Source organism: Actinomadura mexicana (assembly GCF_900188105.1).
In the GTDB taxonomy this organism is placed as follows: Bacteria; Actinomycetota; Actinomycetes; order Streptosporangiales; family Streptosporangiaceae; genus Spirillospora; species Spirillospora mexicana.
The window spans coordinates 271,801-288,735 of the sequence record NZ_FZNP01000009.1; the positions used below are offsets into that span (position 1 = coordinate 271,801).

The following is a 16,935-nucleotide window of genomic DNA, read 5'->3' on the forward strand; positions in this document are numbered from 1 at the left end:
CTGCAAGGGGTGTGGCCACACCCTTGGCGGCCACTCTACGCAGGTGTGGCCACACCCGTCGCGGGAAAACCCCTTGGGAACCGGTATTTCGGCTCACTCGGCGGCCTCGACCTCACGGCTTCCCAGGTCCTCGGCCTGAAGCCCACCGGGCTCGCAGCTCACCCGCCTTGGAGCGGTACGGGACGGGAACGTCCGAGCCGGAGGCTATGGTGCGTCTTCATGAACACACTCAACGCCAGCCCTGATGAGAAGATCCAGGCGTGAGCCGCTACCGGGGTCCCGCCACCCTGATCAGCAGCGGCGGAGCCGAGGTCGAGGTCTACGTCGATCTGCGCGCCAAGCAGCGGGAGTGGTCCGGGACCGCGACCATCGGCGACTTCGACGCCAGTGGCCCTCCCGACCGGACGCTGAGGTTTCCAGACGGCCGCGAGGGACAGGTCACCCTCGGCGGTTCGGCGGTCTGGTCCGACGTCATCACGCTGGTCGGAAGTGGTCCGCCGCCCTTTGCCTGAGCGACCGTCCGGCCGGCGGGCTCGCACGCCCCGGCTCTCCGGGCATCCGTGGACGCTCGTTCAGCGGTCGGTGACGATGAGCAGGCGCGGGCTCTGGTTCAGGCGGCGGGCTCCGAGGTCGGTGCAGACGACGACGTCCTCGATCCGCGCACCGTACAGTCCCGGAAGGTAGATGGCGGGCTGGACGGACATGGTCATGCCGGGCTCGATGACCGTCTGGTCCTCCGAGGTGAGGTAGGGCGGTTCGAACTGGTCGAGGCCGACCCCGTGGCCCGTCCGATGGACGAAGAACACCCCGTACCCGCTGGCCGCGATGGCGGCGCGGCAGACCTCGTCGATCTCGGCGGCGGTGACGCCGGGGCGTACCGCCTCGCAGGCGGCGCTGTGGACGGCGAGCACGACGGAGTACATGGCCTCGAAGTCCTCGGGCGGCTCGGCCACGACGAACATCCGGGTGATGTCGGAGCAGTAGCCCTCGTGCCGTCCGCCGATGTTGACCAGGACCGCGTCGCCCGGGTTGATCACCCGTTCGGTGGGCCGGTGGTAGGGGGCCGCGGAGTGCTCCCCCGCCGCGACGGTGACGAGCGTGACCTCGTCGTGGCCGGTCTCCAGCAGCAGCAGCCGCAGCAGCCGCGCCATCTGCCGTTCGGTGGCGCCGGACCAGCGCAGTTCGGCGGCCATCGCCACGGCCCGGTCGGCGGCGATGGCCGCGCGCTCCATGGCCGCGATCTCCGCTTCGGACTTGCGCATCCGGAGTGGTGCGAGAAGCGGCTCGGCCGAGGCGAACAGGGTCTGGGGGCCGAGCCGCTCCTGGATGGACAGCAGTTCGTGCGCGGGCATCTGGGGGTCGATGGCGACGCGCGCGCCCACCGGGATGAGGGGCGAGGCGTCGGGAACGTGAGCGGGCGGGCCGTCCGGCGTGATGACGAGGAAGCCGTGCCGCGCCGAGCCGGCCAGGTACCGCAGGTTCGAGGAAGGGCGCAGGACGAGGACGTCCACTTCGTGCTCGACCAGGCGGGCCCGCACCCGCTCCATGCGATCGTCGCTCATTCCGGCGCCGAATCGTAGAGCCAGCAGGCCACCCCGTGCTCCTGCACCGGCTCACGCTTCGAGCAGATCTCCATGGCGTGGGGGCAGCGCGGGTGGAACCGGCAGCCGGACGGCGGCGACACCGGGTCCGGCACGTCGCCGGGCAACTCGGCGGGAAGCGTCCCCGCCCCGTCCGGCGCGGGGATGGCGGCGAGCAGGGCCCGGGTGTAGGGGTGTTTCGGGTCGGCCCAGACCTCGGCCGTACGGCCGATCTCGACGATCTTGCCCAGGTACATGACCGCGATCCGGTCCGCGATCATCCGGACGACCGACAGGTCGTGGCTGATGAAGAGCAGCCCCGCCCCCGACTCCACGGTCAGTGCCCGCATCAGTGCCGCGACCTGCGCCTGGGCGGAGGCGTCCAGGGCGGAGATCGGCTCGTCGCCGATCAGGAGGGAGGGCCGGGCGGCCAGGGCGCGGGCGATGGCGATGCGCTGCCGCTGCCCGCCGGAGAACTCGTGCGGGTAGCGCGAGGCCATGTCGGCCGACAGCCCGACCCGTTCCAGCAACTCGCCCGGGGTCGGGCCGCCGCGCCGGCCGTCGGCGATCTGGCCGCCGACCCTGCGGCGCGGGTTCAGCGACGCGAACGGGTCCTGGAACACCATCTGGATCCGGGTCAGCGCGGGATCGCGGCGGCGCAGGCCGAGCGGCGTCACCGGGCGGCCCTCGAACCCGATGGAACCGCCGGACGGGCGGATGATCCCGCAGATGGCGCGGGCCAGCGTGGACTTTCCGCAGCCCGACTCGCCGACCAGGCCGACGACCTCTCCGGGCGCGACGGTCAGGTCGACGCCCGCCACCGCCCGCACCGGGGGCCGGTCCGGGCTGCGGTGGTCGACCACCAGGTCCTCGACGGCCAGCAGCGATGCGGCGGGCGCCGGCTCGACGCCGTCCAGCAGTTTCATGAGGTGCTCCGCTCCGGCAGCGCGTCCAGCAGCATTCGGGTGTACTCGTCGGCGGGCTCACGCATGACCTGGGCGCGTTCGCCGGTCTCGACCAGCAGGCCCGCCCGCATCACGCTGATCGTGTCGGCCACCGCGGACATGACGCCCAGGTCGTGGGTGACCAGCAGGACGGCGAGTCCGAGTTCGTCGCACAGGCCGCGCAGGAGGCGCAGCACGCCGGCCTGGACGGTCACGTCGAGCGCGGTGGTCGGCTCGTCCGCGATCAGGACCCTGGGGTCGCAGGCCAGCGCGGCCGCGATCGCGATGCGCTGGCGCATGCCGCCGGAGAACTGGTGGGGGTAGCGCCGGAGCGCGCCGCCGGCGTCCGGGATGCGCACCCTCGTCAGCAGTTCGACCGCGCGGCGGCGCGCCTCGGCCTTGTCCAACTCCAGATGGTGACGCATGTGGTCGGTCAGCTGGCGGCCGATCGAGAGCATGGGGTGCAGGCTCGTCGACTGGTCCTGGAAGACCATGCCGATCTCGCTGCCGCGCCGCGCGTTCATCTTCTTGGGCGGGAGGGTCAGCAGGTCGGTTCCGTCGAACAGGATCCGCCCGCCGGTGCGCGCGCCGTGGGGAAGCAGTCCCATGACGCCCAGCCCGGTCATGGTCTTCCCGGAGCCGCTCTCGCCCGCCAGCCCGTGGATCCGGCCCGGTTCCAGCGCGAGGTCGATCCCCCGGATGATCTGCCGGCCCCCCAGCTCGACGGTGAGCCCCTCGATGTTCAGCAGGGTCACAGCGCCCGCTCCTTGATCGCCCGTGCGGTCCGCGGGTCGAGCGCGTCGCGCATCGTGTCACCGAGGAAGTTGAAGGCCAGCACCACCGTCAGGATGGCCAGGCCGGGGAACACGCCGACCCACCACTTGTCGAACACATGCGTGGCCGACGCCACCATGGAGCCCCATTCGGCGGTGGGCGGCTTGGCGCCGAGCCCCAGGAACGACAGTCCCGACAGCAGCAGGAGCTGGGTGCCGATGTCGAGGGTGGCCAGCACCAGGACCGGGCCGGTCACGTTCGGCAGCACGTCGGTGCGCAGCGAGCGCCACGAGGAGAACCCGAGCAGCCGCCCGCTGATCACGAATTCGCGGGACCGGACGCCGAGCACCAGGCCGCGGGTGACCCGGGCGTACGCGGGCCAGGACACGACGAGCACGGCCAGCACCGCGTTGCGCAGACTGGCGCCGAGCGAGGCGGCCACGGCCATCGCGAGGATGACGGTGGGGAACGCGAACACCAGGTCCGCCACCCGCATGATCGTCTCGTCCAGCCAGCGGCCGAAGTAGCCGGCGCACGCGCCGAGCAGCCCGCCGATGACGACGGACATCACGACCAGCAGCAGGGTGAGCGGGATGGACAGGCGGGCGCCGTACAGCACCCGGCTGAGGACGTCGCGGCCGAGTTCGTCGGTGCCGAACCAGTGCGCTCCGCTCGGCGCCTGGAGCCGCGGGAACGCCTGGCTCAGCGGGTCGTGCGGCGCGAGCAGCGGCGCGGCGAGCACCACGACCAGCCATCCCGCCGCGATGACGAGGCCGACGACGGCGAGCGGCTTGCGCCATGCCTCCGGCACCCTGCGGCTCACGTGTGCCTCACTCTTGGGTCGATGACGCCGTACAGCAGGTCCACCACCAGGTTGACCACCACGTAGATCACGCCCACGACGAGACCGACGCCCATCACCGCGGGCAGGTCGAGGGTGGTCGCGCTCTTGTACGCGTACTCGCCGATGCCGGGCCAGGCGTAGATCGCCTCGACGAGCACGGTGCCGGACAGCAGGCTGCCGAAGGCCAGCCCCGCCACCGTGATGACCGGCACCAGCGCGGCGCGCAGCGTGTACCGGAGGAGGACGGTGCGGCCGGGCAGCCCCTTGGCCCTGGCCGCCCGCACGTAGTCCTGGCCGAGCACCTCCAGCACGGCCGACCGCGTGAACCTGGTGAGCAGGCCGATCGTGTACGCGGCGAGCACCAGCGCGGGCAGCACGAGGTGGCCCGCGGCGCTGGCGAAGACGTCCCACTGGCCGGCGAGCGCCGCGTCCACCGTGTACAGGCCGGTGGTGTGCGGGGGAGGCGACATGGCCGGGGAGAGCCGGCCGGAGCCCGGCGCCAGCCCGAACTTGTAGAAGAAGAGGTAGAAGGCCAGCAGCGCCAGCCAGAACGTCGGCACCGAGACGCCGGCCAGGCTGGTCACCCGCAGGAACTGGTCCACGAACCGGTCCCGGCGCAACGCCGCGATCACTCCGAAGGCGACGCCGACCAGCAGCGACACCAGCAGCGCCGTGCCGGCCAGCTCGAACGTCGCGGGGACGAACTCCCGCAGGTCGTCGGCGACCGGCCGGTGGCTCTGCTGCGACTCGCCGAGGTCCCCGCGGACGAGGTCCCCCATGTAGGTCGCGTACTGCACGGGCAACGGCTTGTCGAGGCCGTGCTCCTCCCGGAACTGCTGGACGATCGCCGGGTTGGCGAGCGCCTGCTGGCCGAGGTTCGCGGTCGCCGGGTCACCGGGCACCATGTTGGTCAGGATGAAGGTGACCAGGGTGACTCCGACGGCGAGCAGCACGGAGACCGCCAGCCGCCGGGCCAGGAATCGCATCAGCGGATGCCGCGACCACCACCGGGCGCCGGGTCGCCGGCGGCCCTTGAGCGTCCGCTCGTCCGACGGGTGACGGGCCTTCATTTGCTGCCGAGCGCCGCGATCTCGAAGGTCCACACCGGGTTGACCTCCAGGCCGGTCAGCGATCCGGCGGTGACCAGGCGCTGGCTCGGCTGGATGAGCGGCACGATCGGGCCGCGCGCGTTCAGCTGGGCCTGGATCTGGTGGTACTGGTCGAACCGGTCATCGCCGATGGTGCTCGCGGCCTTCGCGCCGGCGTCCTCCAGTGCCTTGTCCGCGCCCTTCTTCCAGCCCGCGCGCTCGCCGATCAGCCCGCCGGGCAGGAAGGCGAGGTAGTTGCCGGCGTCCGGGTAGTCCGGGCTCCACCACCACAGGCCCATCTCCTCCTTGCCGTCGCGGTAGTTCTCCAGCGCGGTCGCGATCGGCGCGGGGGCGAGGTCGACGGTGATGCCGACCTCCTTCAGGTTGGCCTGGATGCGCTCGGCCAGCGGCTGGAAGGACAGGCCGTTGAGCGTGAAGTCGCTGGGGAACTCCAGCTTGATCCTGGGGTTGGTGATCCCGCCGGCGGCGAGCGCCGCCTTGGCGCCGGCGACGTCGCGCTTGGGTGCCTGCGCCGCGGGCAGCGAGCCGTTGATCATGGACGGCACGATGCCGGCCGCCTGCACCGAGCCCTCGCCGGCGAGTTCCAGCAGCCCCGCGTAGTCCACGCCCTTGCTGACGGCCTCGGCGAACCGGGGGTTGGACGTGATCTTGCTGACGGACGCGTCCCGGTTGGTCAGCAGGAAGAACACGTTGGCGGACGCGCCCTTGACGACCTGCGTGCCGCCGCCGATGCCCTGGGCCTGGTCGGCCGTCATGTCCACCGCGATCTGGCTGTCCCCGCGCTGCACGTTCAGCTTCTGGGTCTGCGACTGGACGTTGCGCAGCACGACCCGCTTGTAGACCGGCTTGGTGGCGCCCCAGTACTTGGGGTTGGCCTTGAGCACGACCTGGGTGGCGGCGTTGAAGGATTCCAGCAAGTACGGGCCGGATCCGGCCGACTGGCCGTTCAGGTACTTCTCCGCCTTGTCGGCGGGGCTCGCGGCGCCGCCGTTAGCCTTGACGACCTTGGAGTTGACGATGCCGAGCGCCGGGTTCGGCAGGATGAAGGGCAGCGACGGGTTGGGCTTGGCCGACACCAGGGTGACGGTCTTGTCGTCGGTCTTCTCGACCGTCACGCCTTCGAGCAGGAACGACGGGTTGCCCTTGAGGTCGCGGACCCGGTCGAGCGAGAACACCACGTCGTCGGCGGTGACGGGGCTGCCGTCGGAGAAGACCGCGTCCTGGCGCAGCTTGAGGGTGAGCTTCTTGCCGTCCTTGGACAGCTCGTACGATTCCGCCAGCGCCGGCACCGGCTTGCTGACGTCGGAGCCCTTGAAGCCGAGCAGCGTGTCGTAGAGGGCCCGGTCGATGAGCAGGCCGGTCTGCTCGTACATCCGTCCGGGGTCGACGGTCTTGAGGTTGAACGAGGTGTCGATGACCAGGGCCTTGCCGCCCCCGGACGACGACGACGTCTCGCCCCCGCCCGAGCAGGCGGTCAGGCTGAGTGCTGCGGCCACGAGGACGGGCAACGCCGCCCGCCGTGTGGTTGCGCTCGTGATCGGCATCGCGGCCTCCGGGGCTCCGTCGGGTCGGTTCTCTGCATCTGGACGACGAAGTCCGATAGTGCGAGACTTCCGGCTGAACGTCTACGCAACCAGCGAAAGTCAAGATAAAGCGGAAGAAGGACACGGATCTATGGCCAGACCGTCGCACGGGCCGCCCAATAGGGGGCCCGAAGCTGGACAGATCCGCACCGAGCTGGACTCGATCAACCTCAAGATGCTGGAGGTCCTGCGCCAGGACGGCCGGATCTCCATCGCGGCCCTCGCCGAGCGGGTCGGGATCTCCCGGGCCAACGCCTACCTGCGCTTCGAGGCACTCCGCACCAGCGGCGTGATCAGCCGGTTCACCGTGCAGGTCGACCCCGTCCGCACCGGCCTCGGCATCTGCGCGCTGATCTTCGTCACCGTCCGGCAGCAGATGTGGCCGCAGTTCCGTGCCCAGCTGTCGCTGATGCCCGAGGTCGAGTACTGCGCGATCACCACCGGCCAGCACGACGCGATGATCCAGGTCCGGGCCACCGACGTCGCCGCCGTGCACCGACTGGTCTCCGAACGCCTGGCCGGCATCCCGGCCGTGAAGGCCACCGAGACGGTGCTCATCCTCGACGAGGTGATCCGCCGTCCGTTCGTGCTGACGTCCGACTGCGCCCCGGCGAAGGTGGAGGCCGAGCCCGGCCCCGGCCCGGTCGCCCTGGGGCGGATGCGCTTCATCCGCGCGGACGCGGGGCGGGCCGAGCTCAAGGACCTCACCTGACGATCTCCTCGCAGATGCTGACCTGGGGGGTGTCGTCCCCGTCGAACCGGAACTCCTCCACCAGCCGGATCCGGCCGTCCTGCAGCAGTTCGATCCGGTTCGTGCTGGACCCGGCGACCGGATCCGCTCCCCGCCTGGTCAGATGCACGTAGTTCAGCCGGACCTCGGCCCCGCGCCTGGCCCCCACGAACCGGCCGTGGACCACGGTGTCGCCTTCGTAACTGCCCCAGATCACGCCGTCGGCCTCCGTGTAGGCGAACCGTGTGGGCGCGGCGGGGTCCACGCGGCTCGCGGTGGAGCTGACCATCGCGAACCGCCGACCGTCCAGATTGAAAAGATCATTCTCGTTCACGCTGCCATCGTGCCGGGTTCCGCGGCTCGCGCAATCGCGCCTGAACGCATCGTCCCGGAACCGCCCGCCTCCTGGACGAACCGTCCGCGATAGGTGACCGTCACGCCAATCCGTCTCGGACGCCCCGTCCGAACCGCGGAGCCGGCGGCGCACAGGGACGCCCTTCAACGCCGATCGCCCGGCACCGCCCTGGCCCGGCACGCGAACTGGGGGAATCCTTGGCGACGCATAGGGACAGCAAGGACTGAACAGGCCGAAACCGGATGAGAGCATGGGGCCATGAGAGTCAGCGGTCCTCCCGTTGACCCCCCGTCCGGCCCCGGGCGCCCCGCGGCCCTCCGGAGCGACGGCTACGCCCGGCTGCGCGACTACGCGGTGATCGGAGACGGACGGACGGCGGCGCTGATCGCCGCCGACGGGTCCGTGGACTGGCTGGGCATGCCGGATCTGGACTCCCCCACGGTGTTCGCCGCCGTCCTGGACCCGGCCCGAGGCGGCCGCTTCCTGCTGGAGCCGGAGGAGCCCTACACGGTCGCGCGCCGGTATCTCCCCGGCACGAACGTGCTGGAGACCACGTTCACCACCGACCGCGGCAGCCTGCGGGTCACCGATGCGCTGACCCTGGAGGCCGGTGGGGCTCTGGGGCCGACGCGGGAACTGCAGCGGCGCCTCGACGGCGTCGCCGGGACGGTGCCGCTGCGCTGGAGCGTGCAGCCGCGGTTCGGTTACGGCGCCCACCGTCCGCGGATCACCATGCGCGCCGGTACACCGGTGGCGGTGGCCGGAGCGGACGCGCTCGCCGTCTGCGCCTGGGACGCGGGTGAACCGCAGTGCACCGACCAGGCGATCGATGGCCGTCTCGATCTGGGACGGGGAGGGCGGGCCCTGCTGGCGGTTCCGCTCGCCCACCAGGAACCGCTCGTCCTGCCGACCCGTTCCGAATGCGATGCCCGCATGGACCACACCGTCGCGGCCTGGCGCGGCTGGGCTCGTGAACGCTCGACCGAGGGCAGGTGGCGGGACGCCGTGCTGCGCAGCGCGCTGGCGCTCAAGCTCCTGATCTTCGCGCCCTCGGGTGCGATCGCCGCCGCGGTGACCTCCTCGCTGCCGGAGCAGGTCGGAGGCGAACGGAACTGGGACTACCGCTTCTCCTGGGTTCGCGACTCGGCTTTCACCCTCGACGCGTTCCTGAGGCTGGGATGCCCCGCCGAGGCGGACGCCTACTTCTGGTGGCTCATGCACGCCTCCCAGCTCACCCATCCCCGGCTGCGGGTGCTCTACCGGCTGAACGGCGGCGGCCGCGCCCCGGAACGGACGCTCCCCCTCGACGGATACCGCGGGTCCAGACCGGTGCGGATCGGCAACGCGGCGGGCGCGCAGACCCAGCTGGACACCTATGGCGAGCTGCTGCAGACCGGCTGGCTGTACGCGGGCGCCGCCGGACGGCTGGACACCGACATCGCCCGGCGCCTGGCGGAACTGGCCGACTTCGTCTGCGCCGCCTGGCAGGAACCGGACTCGGGAATCTGGGAGGTGCGCAGCGCTCCCCTGCACTTCACGCAGTCGAAGATGATGTGCTGGGTCGCGCTCGACCGGGCCATCGACCTCTGCGAGCGCGGCCTGATCCGAAGCCGCGGTTCGGCCCGCTGGCGGCTGGCTCGCGCGCAGGTGCGCGACTTCGTGGAGACGCGCTGCTTCTCCTCACTCCACCACTGCTACACGCGCTCCGCCGACAGCTCGGAGCTGGACGCCGCCGTACTGCTCGGCCTTCTGCACGGCTACGCGCCTCCCGGTGATCCCCGCATGCGCGCCACGGTCGATGCGGTGGCACGGGAGCTGCGGCACGGCCCCTTCGTCGACCGGTACTCGGGCGAGGACGGGGTGAGCGGCACCGAAGGCGCGTTCCTGGCCTGCTCCTTCTGGCTGGCCGAGTGCCTCGCCCGTACCGGGCGCCTCGACCAGGCCACGGCGCTGATGGACGACCTGGTCGGGCTGGCCAACGACGTCGGCCTGTACGGCGAGGAAATCGACCCGGCCACCGGCGCCTTCCTGGGGAACCTGCCCCAGGGACTGAGCCACCTGGCGTTGATCAGTGCCGCGCGCACCATCGACTCGATCGCCGAGGAGGCGGACGGGTGAACGCGTGGGGGACCGCCGCGGGCGCCTTCGTCGGCACGCTGGCGCTCACCACCGTCCTTCGCACCGCCAGCGAGCTCAGGCTCACCCGCATGGACCTGCCGTTCCTGCTCGGGACCGCCGTGACCGCCGACCGGGCCCGCGCCAAGGCGCTCGGCTACCTCTTGCATTTCGCCAACGGGGAGCTGTTCGCGTTCGCCTACTACGCGGTCTTTCTCGCCATCGGCCACGCCGGCTGGTGGCTCGGAGCCATCTTCGGACTGGTCCACGGTCTGTTCTCCGGCACCGCCCTGGTGAACATCCTGCTGCCGCTGGTCAATCCCCGGATGGGCAGCCCGCTGACGAGCGCACCTCGGGTGGCCCTCCTGGAACCCCCGGGCTTCCTGATGCTCAACTACGGGCCCAGCACACCCGTGGTCACCGTTCTCGCCCACGTCGGCTACGGAGCCATAGTCGGAGGTTTCACCACGCTCGGTTCTTCGTGACCGCTATTCGGGGCGTCCGTGCGGTCAGGAGGGCGCGGGTGTGGTGTCGGCGGCACTTTGCAGAGCGGTGTTCTCGGTCCTGATGCGGGTTCTCAGGAGGCCCAGGTTCACGACGGTGAACAGCAGGGCGGTGAGCCAGCAGGTGTGCACCAGCGGCAGGGCGACGCCCTCGGCGACGACCGCGACGTAGTTGGGATGGCGCAGCCGGCGGTAGGGGCCCCTGGCCACCAGCGGCAGATCCGGAACGATGATCACCCGGGTGTTCCACCGTTTGCCGAGTGCGGCGATACACCACCAGCGCAGCCCCTGGGCCAGGACGGCGAGGCCCAGCATCGACCAGCCCAGGATCGGGATGAAGGGGCGGTCGAGCAGCCACATCTCGAGCAGCGCGCCGCCGAGCAGGGCGACCTGGGCGGCGACGATCCCCGGGTAATGCGCGCGCCCGTACTCGACACCGCCCCTGCTCCGCGCCCAGGTCCGATGGCGGCGAGCCACGATCAGCTCCGCGATCCGCTCGGCCCCGACGAGCGCTATGAGCAGCGTGAACCAGAGCACGAGTTCACCAGCGCAGCAGGAGCAGTTCGGCGGAGAACCCGGGTCCGAGCGCTATCAGCAGCCCGGGTTCGCCCTCCGGCGGGCGGCGTCGTTCGATCGTCTCCTGCAGCACGTTGAGCACCGAGACCGAGGACAGATTGCCGAACTTCTGCAGGGAGTCCCATGTCAGGTCGAGTTCGCCGTGTCCGAGGGCGAAGGCCTGAGTGATCGTCTCGATCACCTTCGGCCCCCCGGGGTGGCAGACCCAGGAGGACACCTCGCCGGGCGACAGGCCGTGCTCACCGAGGAAGGCCGCGACGTCGTCGGCCAGCGTCGCCTCGACGTGGTCTACCAGGTCGGCCGCCAGGACGATCCGGAAGCCGTACTCTCCGACGTTCCATCCCATGAGCCTCTGGGTGCCGGGATAGAGCTTGCTGCGGGTCGCGACGACCCGAGGCCCCCAGCGGCTCGGCCCCCCGCTGCCGGTCCTCCGGTCGGCGCCGACCGCCACGGCGGCGGCGGCGCCGTCCCCGAACAGGCCGCTGGCCACCAGGTTGGCCAGCGAGTCGTCGTCGCGCTGCGCCGTCAGCGAGCACAACTCGACGCAGACCAGCACCGCCACCTGGTCGGGCCACGCGCGCAGATAGTCGTACAGCCGCGACAGCCCCGCGGCCCCCGCCGCGCAGCCCAGCCCGAAGATCGGTACCCGCTTGATGTCGTCCCGCAGGCCCAGGCGCTGGGCCAGGGACGCGTCCAGCGAGGGCGTGGCGACTCCGGTCGAGGAGCAGAAGACCAGCTGATCGACCTGCGACGCGTCCACCCCGGACGCCTCCAGCGCGCCCCGGACGGCCCGTTCCCCGAGAGACAGCGCGGTATCGACATAGGCGCCGTTCGCGGCGGTGAAGCCGTCGAGATTCGCGTACTTCTCGATCGGCAGCGCCAGGTACCGGCCCCTCACCCGGGTGGCGGAATGGAAACGCTCCACCACCCGCCGATCGGCCCCGGTCGCCCCGACGACGGCCTCGGTGATCTCACGCTGGTCGTAGCGATGTTCCGGCAGGACGGTCTGCACAGCTCCTACGCGCACAACTCCCCCCTCAGCCTCCCCTCCCGCCTCCTTACCCACCAGCGCGGCTTGTACCAGCGACGGGGATGGCGACGACCACGGTGACCGGGAGAAGGTCACCGTGGTCCGCGGAGGAGATGCTCACGCAGGGGGCAGCACGTTCAGCCGCTGCAGCAACTCGCGCGCGACCGTGGCGCGCTTACCGGCGTCGCCGTCCTTGGCGACGTCGATGTTCAGCGCGAAGGTGTACACGCGCCCGCCGCGCTCGACCCACCCGGCCCACCAGCCGGTACCGGGGTTGGGGGCGTTCTGCCAACCCGACTTGGCGAACAGGGTGTACCCGTCCTTCTCCTCCTGCTTGATCAGATCGCGGACGGTGCGCTGGTGCTCGCGCGAGGCGGGCAGGCGCCCGGCCGCCAGCCGCTCCATCCACCGGGTCTGCTCCACCGCCGATATCCTCAGCGGGCCGTCCAGCCAGAACCGGTCCACCAGCGTCCCGGTCTGGCGGTTGCCGTAGCCGAGCCGGTGCAGCCACTGCCGTTCGCGCTGCAGGCCGATACGGCGGGCGATCACCTGGAACGCCGCGGCGTTGGAGACGCGGACGGCCTCCCGCATCGTCATGTCCTGCTCCCACTCGGGGAACGGCTGCGGCGTCCCATCCCAGGGGATCACCTCGTCGGGGCTCTTGACCACCCCGGTCTCCAGGGCGACCAGCGCGTGCGGCACCTTGAAGGTGGAAGCGGGCACCAGCGGGGTCTGGGCAAGCCGCCGGTCCACCACGGTCGTGCTCCGGGTCCTCACGTCCAGCATCGCGAACGAGCCGCGCACGCCGGCCGCGTCGAAGACGGCCCGCAGATCGTCGCGCTCGGTCGTGCCGGGCCGGATCCGATCGGTGGCCGCGACGGCGGCGGCGCCGCGCGGGGCGGAGTCATGGGCGGCCGCGCCGCACGCGGCGGTACCGAAGAGGGTGAGCGCGCCGAGCGCGGCGGCACCCAGCCGGACGCGCAGGGTTCGGGAAGAAGGCTTGGTCATGCGGGTACTCGATCACTACACGACGCCCTCTGTCCAATATGGATATCGATCAACGAGTAATATCGATTCTCATATCAGCGCAGCTCAGCCGAGTGACCTCGTGGTCATTGTGACGTCATGTCCGCAACCGACCGCCGCGCGGCACCGCGGTACTGGAGGCACAAGCCTCCCGCCCGCCGCTTCGTCGCGGCACACCACGACGTCGACCAGGTCGACTGGTCGGCGGAGGTCCGGCGCTGGATCGGGGGCGCGGTCCGCTAGGCGGACGATCGCACCGCACGGATGGGAGGGGGTGCGGTCGTCAGGTGGCCGGGGCGAGGGTTGAGGCGAGTCTGCCCGCTTCCGTTCCCGCCTTGCGGCCGAACACCGTGCCCGCCGACAGGCCGCTGCCGCCGGGATAGTTGTGGTAGAAGAGGCCGCCGACCATCTCTCCCGCGGCGAACAGCCCGGGAATCGCCTCGCTCTCGTGGTCGAGCACCCGTCCGGAGTCGTCGATCCTCACTCCGCCGAAGGTGAAAGTGATGCCGCAGGTCACGCCGAAGGCCAGATACGGGGGCTCGTCGAGCGGGAGGGCCCAGTTGCTCTTGGGGGGGCGGAGTCCGGCCGTGCTCAGGCCGTCCTTGACGGAGGGATCGAAGTGCCCCGGCCGGGTGGCGGCGTTGTAGTCCTCGACGGTGGCGGCCAGTCCGGAGGCGTCGATGCCGGCGAGTTCGGCGAGTTCGGCGATCGAGTTCGCCTCGAACCGGGTGATGCCGGGGACCTGGTACTCGGCCTCGCGCAGGAGCGGTGCCGTCTTGGCGTCGAAGAGTTGGAAGGCGCGGGCGCCGGGCTGGAGGAGGATCTTCGCGCCGTACTTGGCGTAGGTGTAGTTGCGCAGTTCGGCGCCCTCGTCGAGGAAACGCCGTCCTTCGGTGTTGACCACGATGCTCAGCGGATACGACTGCTTGGTGTGCCGGTTGGTCAGCTCGAAGTCGCCGGTCTCCGGAGCGTTGGCGTCCCAGGCCACCGCGTGGCAGCCGCTCCAGTGCCCGGCCGGCTGGGCGCCCGCGTCCAGCGCCGCCAGCAGGGCGGCACCGGTGTTGTACGGCGTGCCGCGCACCTTGGCCAGGTCCCAGCTGGGGCCGAGGTACTGGGCCCGCAGCAACCGGTTGGCCTGGAATCCGCCGGCGGCCAGCACGACGGCCTCGGCGTGGAACTCCTGCTCACCGGCCCCGACACCGACCACTCGGCCGTCGGCGTCCCGCAGCAGCCGGTCCACGGGGGTGGAGCAGCGGATCCTGACGCCCTCCCGTTCGGCGATGCGCCGATGCTGGGCGACCAGCCCCTTCCCGCCGTCGACGACGGCCAGCGGGAGCCCTCCCCAGAACCGGAAGCGCCCGTCCACCTCGTACGCCTGCCTCTCGTACTGGAGGCGGAAGCGGATTCCGAGATCGTGCATCCATGTCAGGGCGTCCGCGATGTCCTGCACCATCGTGCGGGTCAGCGAAGGATCGCACCGCCCGAGCGTGACACGGTCCATGTCGCTGCCGAAGTCGGCGGCGGTGTACGGCGCGATGTCGGTGCGCGCGTGGCGCTCGTCGTCCACGACCAGCTCTGTCAGTTCGTCGAGGCCCCGGTACGTCGTCCGGATCGCCCCAGCGGTGAAGTAGGTGTTGCCGCCGATCGCCTCGGCCGGGCCCTTCTCGAGCATCAGCACGCGTGCGCCGTACCGGGCGGCCGCATGCGCGGCGCAGAACCCCGCGTTGCCGGTGCCCACGACGATGACGTCTGCCTTGTTATCCATGGAGGGAGCCTTTCGAGTCGGCCGGTTCCGCAGCCGGTCGTGGAGCGGTGACGGGGCTGTGTGCGCTCGGGGGGACTGGTTCCACGATCGCAGTGTACATGTGTATACGAACGTCCTCCAGAGTCGACACGATGCTCGTGGCCTAGCCGACCACTCCCCTTGAGCGTGGTATCGCGGCCGTCGGCCGACCCGGGGCGGGACCGTGATTATGCAGGTGAGGTCGATTTTCTCGATTCCCTGAAACTAGTCATTGAGGATCGTGAATTCATCTGTGTACACTCGCATGCCATGAGCGAGGATGTGGAAGACGTCACAGGCGCGGTCGTCGCCGCCCTGGTCGCCGAGGACACCGACGTGATCTTCGCGCTGATGGGTGACGGCAACGTCGACCTGCTCGCGCGGACGGCGACCGGAACCGGCATCGAACTGGTGCACGCCTGCCACGAGCAGGGGGCCGTCGCCATGGCCGACGGCTACGCGCGGTTCTCGGGCAGGCCCGGAGTGGCGAGCGTGACGCACGGCCCCGGCCTCAGCAACACGGCCACCTCGCTGCTGACCGCCGCGGCCGCCCGTTCCGGTGTCGTGCTGCTGGCACCCGACACGCCGACCGGCGATCTCGAGCACCCCCAGCGCTTCGACCAGCGCGGATTCGTCGAAGCGGCGGGCGCGTACTTCCGGCCGCTGCACCGGCCCGGCACGGTGTACACCGACACCGCCGCGGTCTTCCGCCATGTGCGGGCCGGCAAGGGGCCGGCGGTGCTCAACGCCCCCACCGACGTCATGCTCGCCCGGTTGCCCGCCGGGACGGGTACCTACGAGCCGGCGGCCGCCCCGCCCTCACCGCCGCCGCCCGACCCCCGCCTGGTCGCCGAGGCGGCGGCGGCCCTCACCGCCGCCCGGCGCCCGGCGATCCTGGTCGGGCGGGGGGTGGCCCCGGGCGGCGGGGCGGCCGCCGTGGGAGAGCTCGCCGACCTGCTGGCGGCACCGATCGCCACGACCCTCAAGGCGAAGGGCCTGCTGGCCCACCATCCGCGGCACCTCGGCGTGGCGGGCGGGCTCGGCTCCGGGCGCGCCGGCCAGGTGCTCGCCGAAGCCGACTGCGTCCTCGTGCTCGGGGCGTCGGCCAACCAGTGGACCACCGACGGCGGCACCGCCCTCTCCGGCGGCATGGTGGTGCACGTCGATCGGGACGGCGAGGCGATCGGCAGGCATTCCGCCGCGGACCTCGGCGTCGTGGGAGACGCCGCGGCCACCGCGGGCGCCCTGTGCGCCCTCATCGGCGGCACCGGCCGTCCCGCGCCCACCGGCTGGACGGTCCCGGACGGTCCCGGACGTCCGGCGCCGGGCACCGACCAGTCCGTTGCGGCGGCACCCGACACCTCACCGGTCCATCCCCGGCTCGCGGTGGAAGCGCTCGACGCCGTCCTGCCGGAGGACCGGCTGGTCGTCGTCGACGCCGGGCACTTCGGCTCCTACGCCCAGCAGACGCTGCGCAGCTGGGATCCCCGCCGCTACGCCTTCACCCACGACTTCGGCGCGATCGGCCAGGCCCTGGGGGTGGCGATCGGCGCCGCGGTCGCCCGTCCCGGCGAACGGGTGACGGCCGTTCTCGGCGACGGATGCCTGATGATGAGCCTGAGTGAACTGTCGACGGCCGTGCGGTACCGGCTTCCGCTGACCCTCTTCGTGATGAACGACGGGGGCTACGGACAGGAGCGCCACAGCCTGACCGCCAAGGGCCTGCCGGACACCGAGGCATGGCACGCGTGGCCGGACATCGGCGAGGTGGCCCGGGGGTTCGGCATCGCCGCTCATTGCATCCGGTCCGTACGGGACCTCGACCTGCTCCAGACGCTGCCGAAGACGACCGGACCCGTGCTGTTCGACGTCCACATCGACCCGGAACCACGGAACCCCGCCTTCGCCGAGATCGCCTCCCGGCTGAGCGGAGCCGCCCTCAGACAGACCTCGTCCCCGTGAACCTCAGGCCGGCGCCTTCCG

General features: G+C 71.3%; 17 protein-coding genes. 6 read left to right on the plus strand and 11 right to left on the minus strand.

Annotated elements, in window-relative coordinates:
* Window positions 1–260: 260 nt before the first annotated feature.
* Window positions 261–512, plus strand: coding sequence for a hypothetical protein (locus CHC11_RS24225; protein ID WP_089314086.1), 252 nt, complete (start codon window positions 261–263; stop codon window positions 510–512).
* Window positions 513–572: 60 nt separating this feature from the next.
* Here the strand turns inward: CHC11_RS24225 and CHC11_RS24230 are convergent, their stop codons facing one another.
* From CHC11_RS24230 to CHC11_RS24255, 6 genes are all read right to left on the minus strand, one after another.
* On the minus strand, window positions 573–1,562 hold the full coding sequence (locus tag CHC11_RS24230; RefSeq protein ID WP_245919676.1) for a M24 family metallopeptidase: 990 nt from the start codon (window positions 1,560–1,562) through the stop codon (window positions 573–575).
* Complete coding sequence (locus tag CHC11_RS24235; protein WP_089314088.1) at window positions 1,559–2,506, minus strand: ABC transporter ATP-binding protein; 948 nt, start codon at window positions 2,504–2,506, stop codon at window positions 1,559–1,561. The genes CHC11_RS24230 and CHC11_RS24235 overlap by 4 nt, the downstream gene beginning before the upstream one ends.
* On the minus strand, window positions 2,503–3,279 hold the full coding sequence (locus CHC11_RS24240) for an ABC transporter ATP-binding protein (protein WP_089314089.1): 777 nt from the start codon (window positions 3,277–3,279) through the stop codon (window positions 2,503–2,505). The genes CHC11_RS24235 and CHC11_RS24240 overlap by 4 nt, the downstream gene beginning before the upstream one ends.
* Window positions 3,276–4,121, minus strand: coding sequence for an ABC transporter permease (locus CHC11_RS24245; RefSeq protein WP_089314090.1), 846 nt, complete (start codon window positions 4,119–4,121; stop codon window positions 3,276–3,278). The genes CHC11_RS24240 and CHC11_RS24245 overlap by 4 nt, the downstream gene beginning before the upstream one ends.
* The gene (locus CHC11_RS24250; protein WP_245919678.1) at window positions 4,118–5,128 is read right to left on the minus strand and encodes an ABC transporter permease; all 1,011 of its coding nucleotides are present in this window, start codon (window positions 5,126–5,128) and stop codon (window positions 4,118–4,120) included. The genes CHC11_RS24245 and CHC11_RS24250 overlap by 4 nt, the downstream gene beginning before the upstream one ends.
* Before the next feature lie 80 nt (window positions 5,129–5,208).
* Window positions 5,209–6,795: an ABC transporter substrate-binding protein gene (locus CHC11_RS24255; RefSeq protein WP_089314092.1), complete on the minus strand. Its 1,587-nt coding sequence runs from the start codon at window positions 6,793–6,795 to the stop codon at window positions 5,209–5,211.
* A gap of 130 nt (window positions 6,796–6,925) precedes the next feature.
* On the opposite strand from CHC11_RS24255, the gene CHC11_RS24260 reads away from it, so the two are divergent.
* Window positions 6,926–7,546 carry an Lrp/AsnC family transcriptional regulator gene (locus tag CHC11_RS24260; protein WP_089314093.1) on the plus strand — a complete coding sequence of 207 codons (621 nt, stop codon included), beginning with the start codon at window positions 6,926–6,928 and terminating at the stop codon, window positions 7,544–7,546.
* Here the strand turns inward: CHC11_RS24260 and CHC11_RS24265 are convergent.
* Window positions 7,539–7,898: an avidin-fold protein gene (locus CHC11_RS24265; protein ID WP_245919680.1), complete on the minus strand. Its 360-nt coding sequence runs from the start codon at window positions 7,896–7,898 to the stop codon at window positions 7,539–7,541. The genes CHC11_RS24260 and CHC11_RS24265 overlap by 8 nt on opposite strands.
* Window positions 7,899–8,177: 279 nt before the next feature.
* On the opposite strand from CHC11_RS24265, the gene CHC11_RS24270 reads away from it, so the two are divergent.
* On the plus strand, window positions 8,178–10,037 hold the full coding sequence (locus CHC11_RS24270; protein ID WP_089314094.1) for a glycoside hydrolase family 15 protein: 1,860 nt from the start codon (window positions 8,178–8,180) through the stop codon (window positions 10,035–10,037).
* Complete coding sequence (locus CHC11_RS24275) at window positions 10,034–10,519, plus strand: hypothetical protein (protein ID WP_089314095.1); 486 nt, start codon at window positions 10,034–10,036, stop codon at window positions 10,517–10,519. The genes CHC11_RS24270 and CHC11_RS24275 overlap by 4 nt, the downstream gene beginning before the upstream one ends.
* A 24-nt stretch (window positions 10,520–10,543) precedes the next feature.
* On the opposite strand, the gene CHC11_RS24280 is transcribed toward CHC11_RS24275, so the two are convergent.
* From CHC11_RS24280 to blaOXA, 3 genes are all read right to left on the minus strand, one after another.
* Window positions 10,544–11,074, minus strand: coding sequence for an isoprenylcysteine carboxyl methyltransferase family protein (locus CHC11_RS24280; RefSeq protein WP_089314096.1), 531 nt, complete (start codon window positions 11,072–11,074; stop codon window positions 10,544–10,546).
* 4 nt (window positions 11,075–11,078) lie between these two features.
* Entirely contained in the window at window positions 11,079–12,140 is a 1,062-nt protein-coding gene (locus CHC11_RS24285; protein WP_089314097.1) for a type III polyketide synthase, read from the minus strand.
* A gap of 120 nt (window positions 12,141–12,260) precedes the next feature.
* Window positions 12,261–13,151 carry a class D beta-lactamase gene (gene blaOXA / locus CHC11_RS24290; RefSeq protein WP_089314098.1) on the minus strand — a complete coding sequence of 297 codons (891 nt, stop codon included), beginning with the start codon at window positions 13,149–13,151 and terminating at the stop codon, window positions 12,261–12,263.
* A gap of 117 nt (window positions 13,152–13,268) precedes the next feature.
* On the opposite strand from blaOXA, the gene CHC11_RS41570 reads away from it, so the two are divergent.
* Entirely contained in the window at window positions 13,269–13,412 is a 144-nt protein-coding gene (locus CHC11_RS41570; protein WP_179278976.1) for a hypothetical protein, read from the plus strand.
* Between the two features lie 40 nt (window positions 13,413–13,452).
* Here the strand turns inward: CHC11_RS41570 and tcuA are convergent, their stop codons facing one another.
* Window positions 13,453–14,934, minus strand: a complete 1,482-nt coding sequence (gene tcuA, locus CHC11_RS24295; RefSeq protein WP_089314099.1) for an FAD-dependent tricarballylate dehydrogenase TcuA — start codon at window positions 14,932–14,934, stop codon at window positions 13,453–13,455.
* A 288-nt stretch (window positions 14,935–15,222) separates the two neighbouring features.
* Between tcuA and CHC11_RS24300 the strand changes: the two genes are divergently transcribed.
* A complete protein-coding gene (locus CHC11_RS24300; RefSeq protein WP_089314100.1) occupies window positions 15,223–16,914 on the plus strand; it encodes a thiamine pyrophosphate-binding protein in 1,692 nt (563 codons plus the stop codon).
* The last annotated feature ends 21 nt before the right edge of the window (window positions 16,915–16,935 follow it).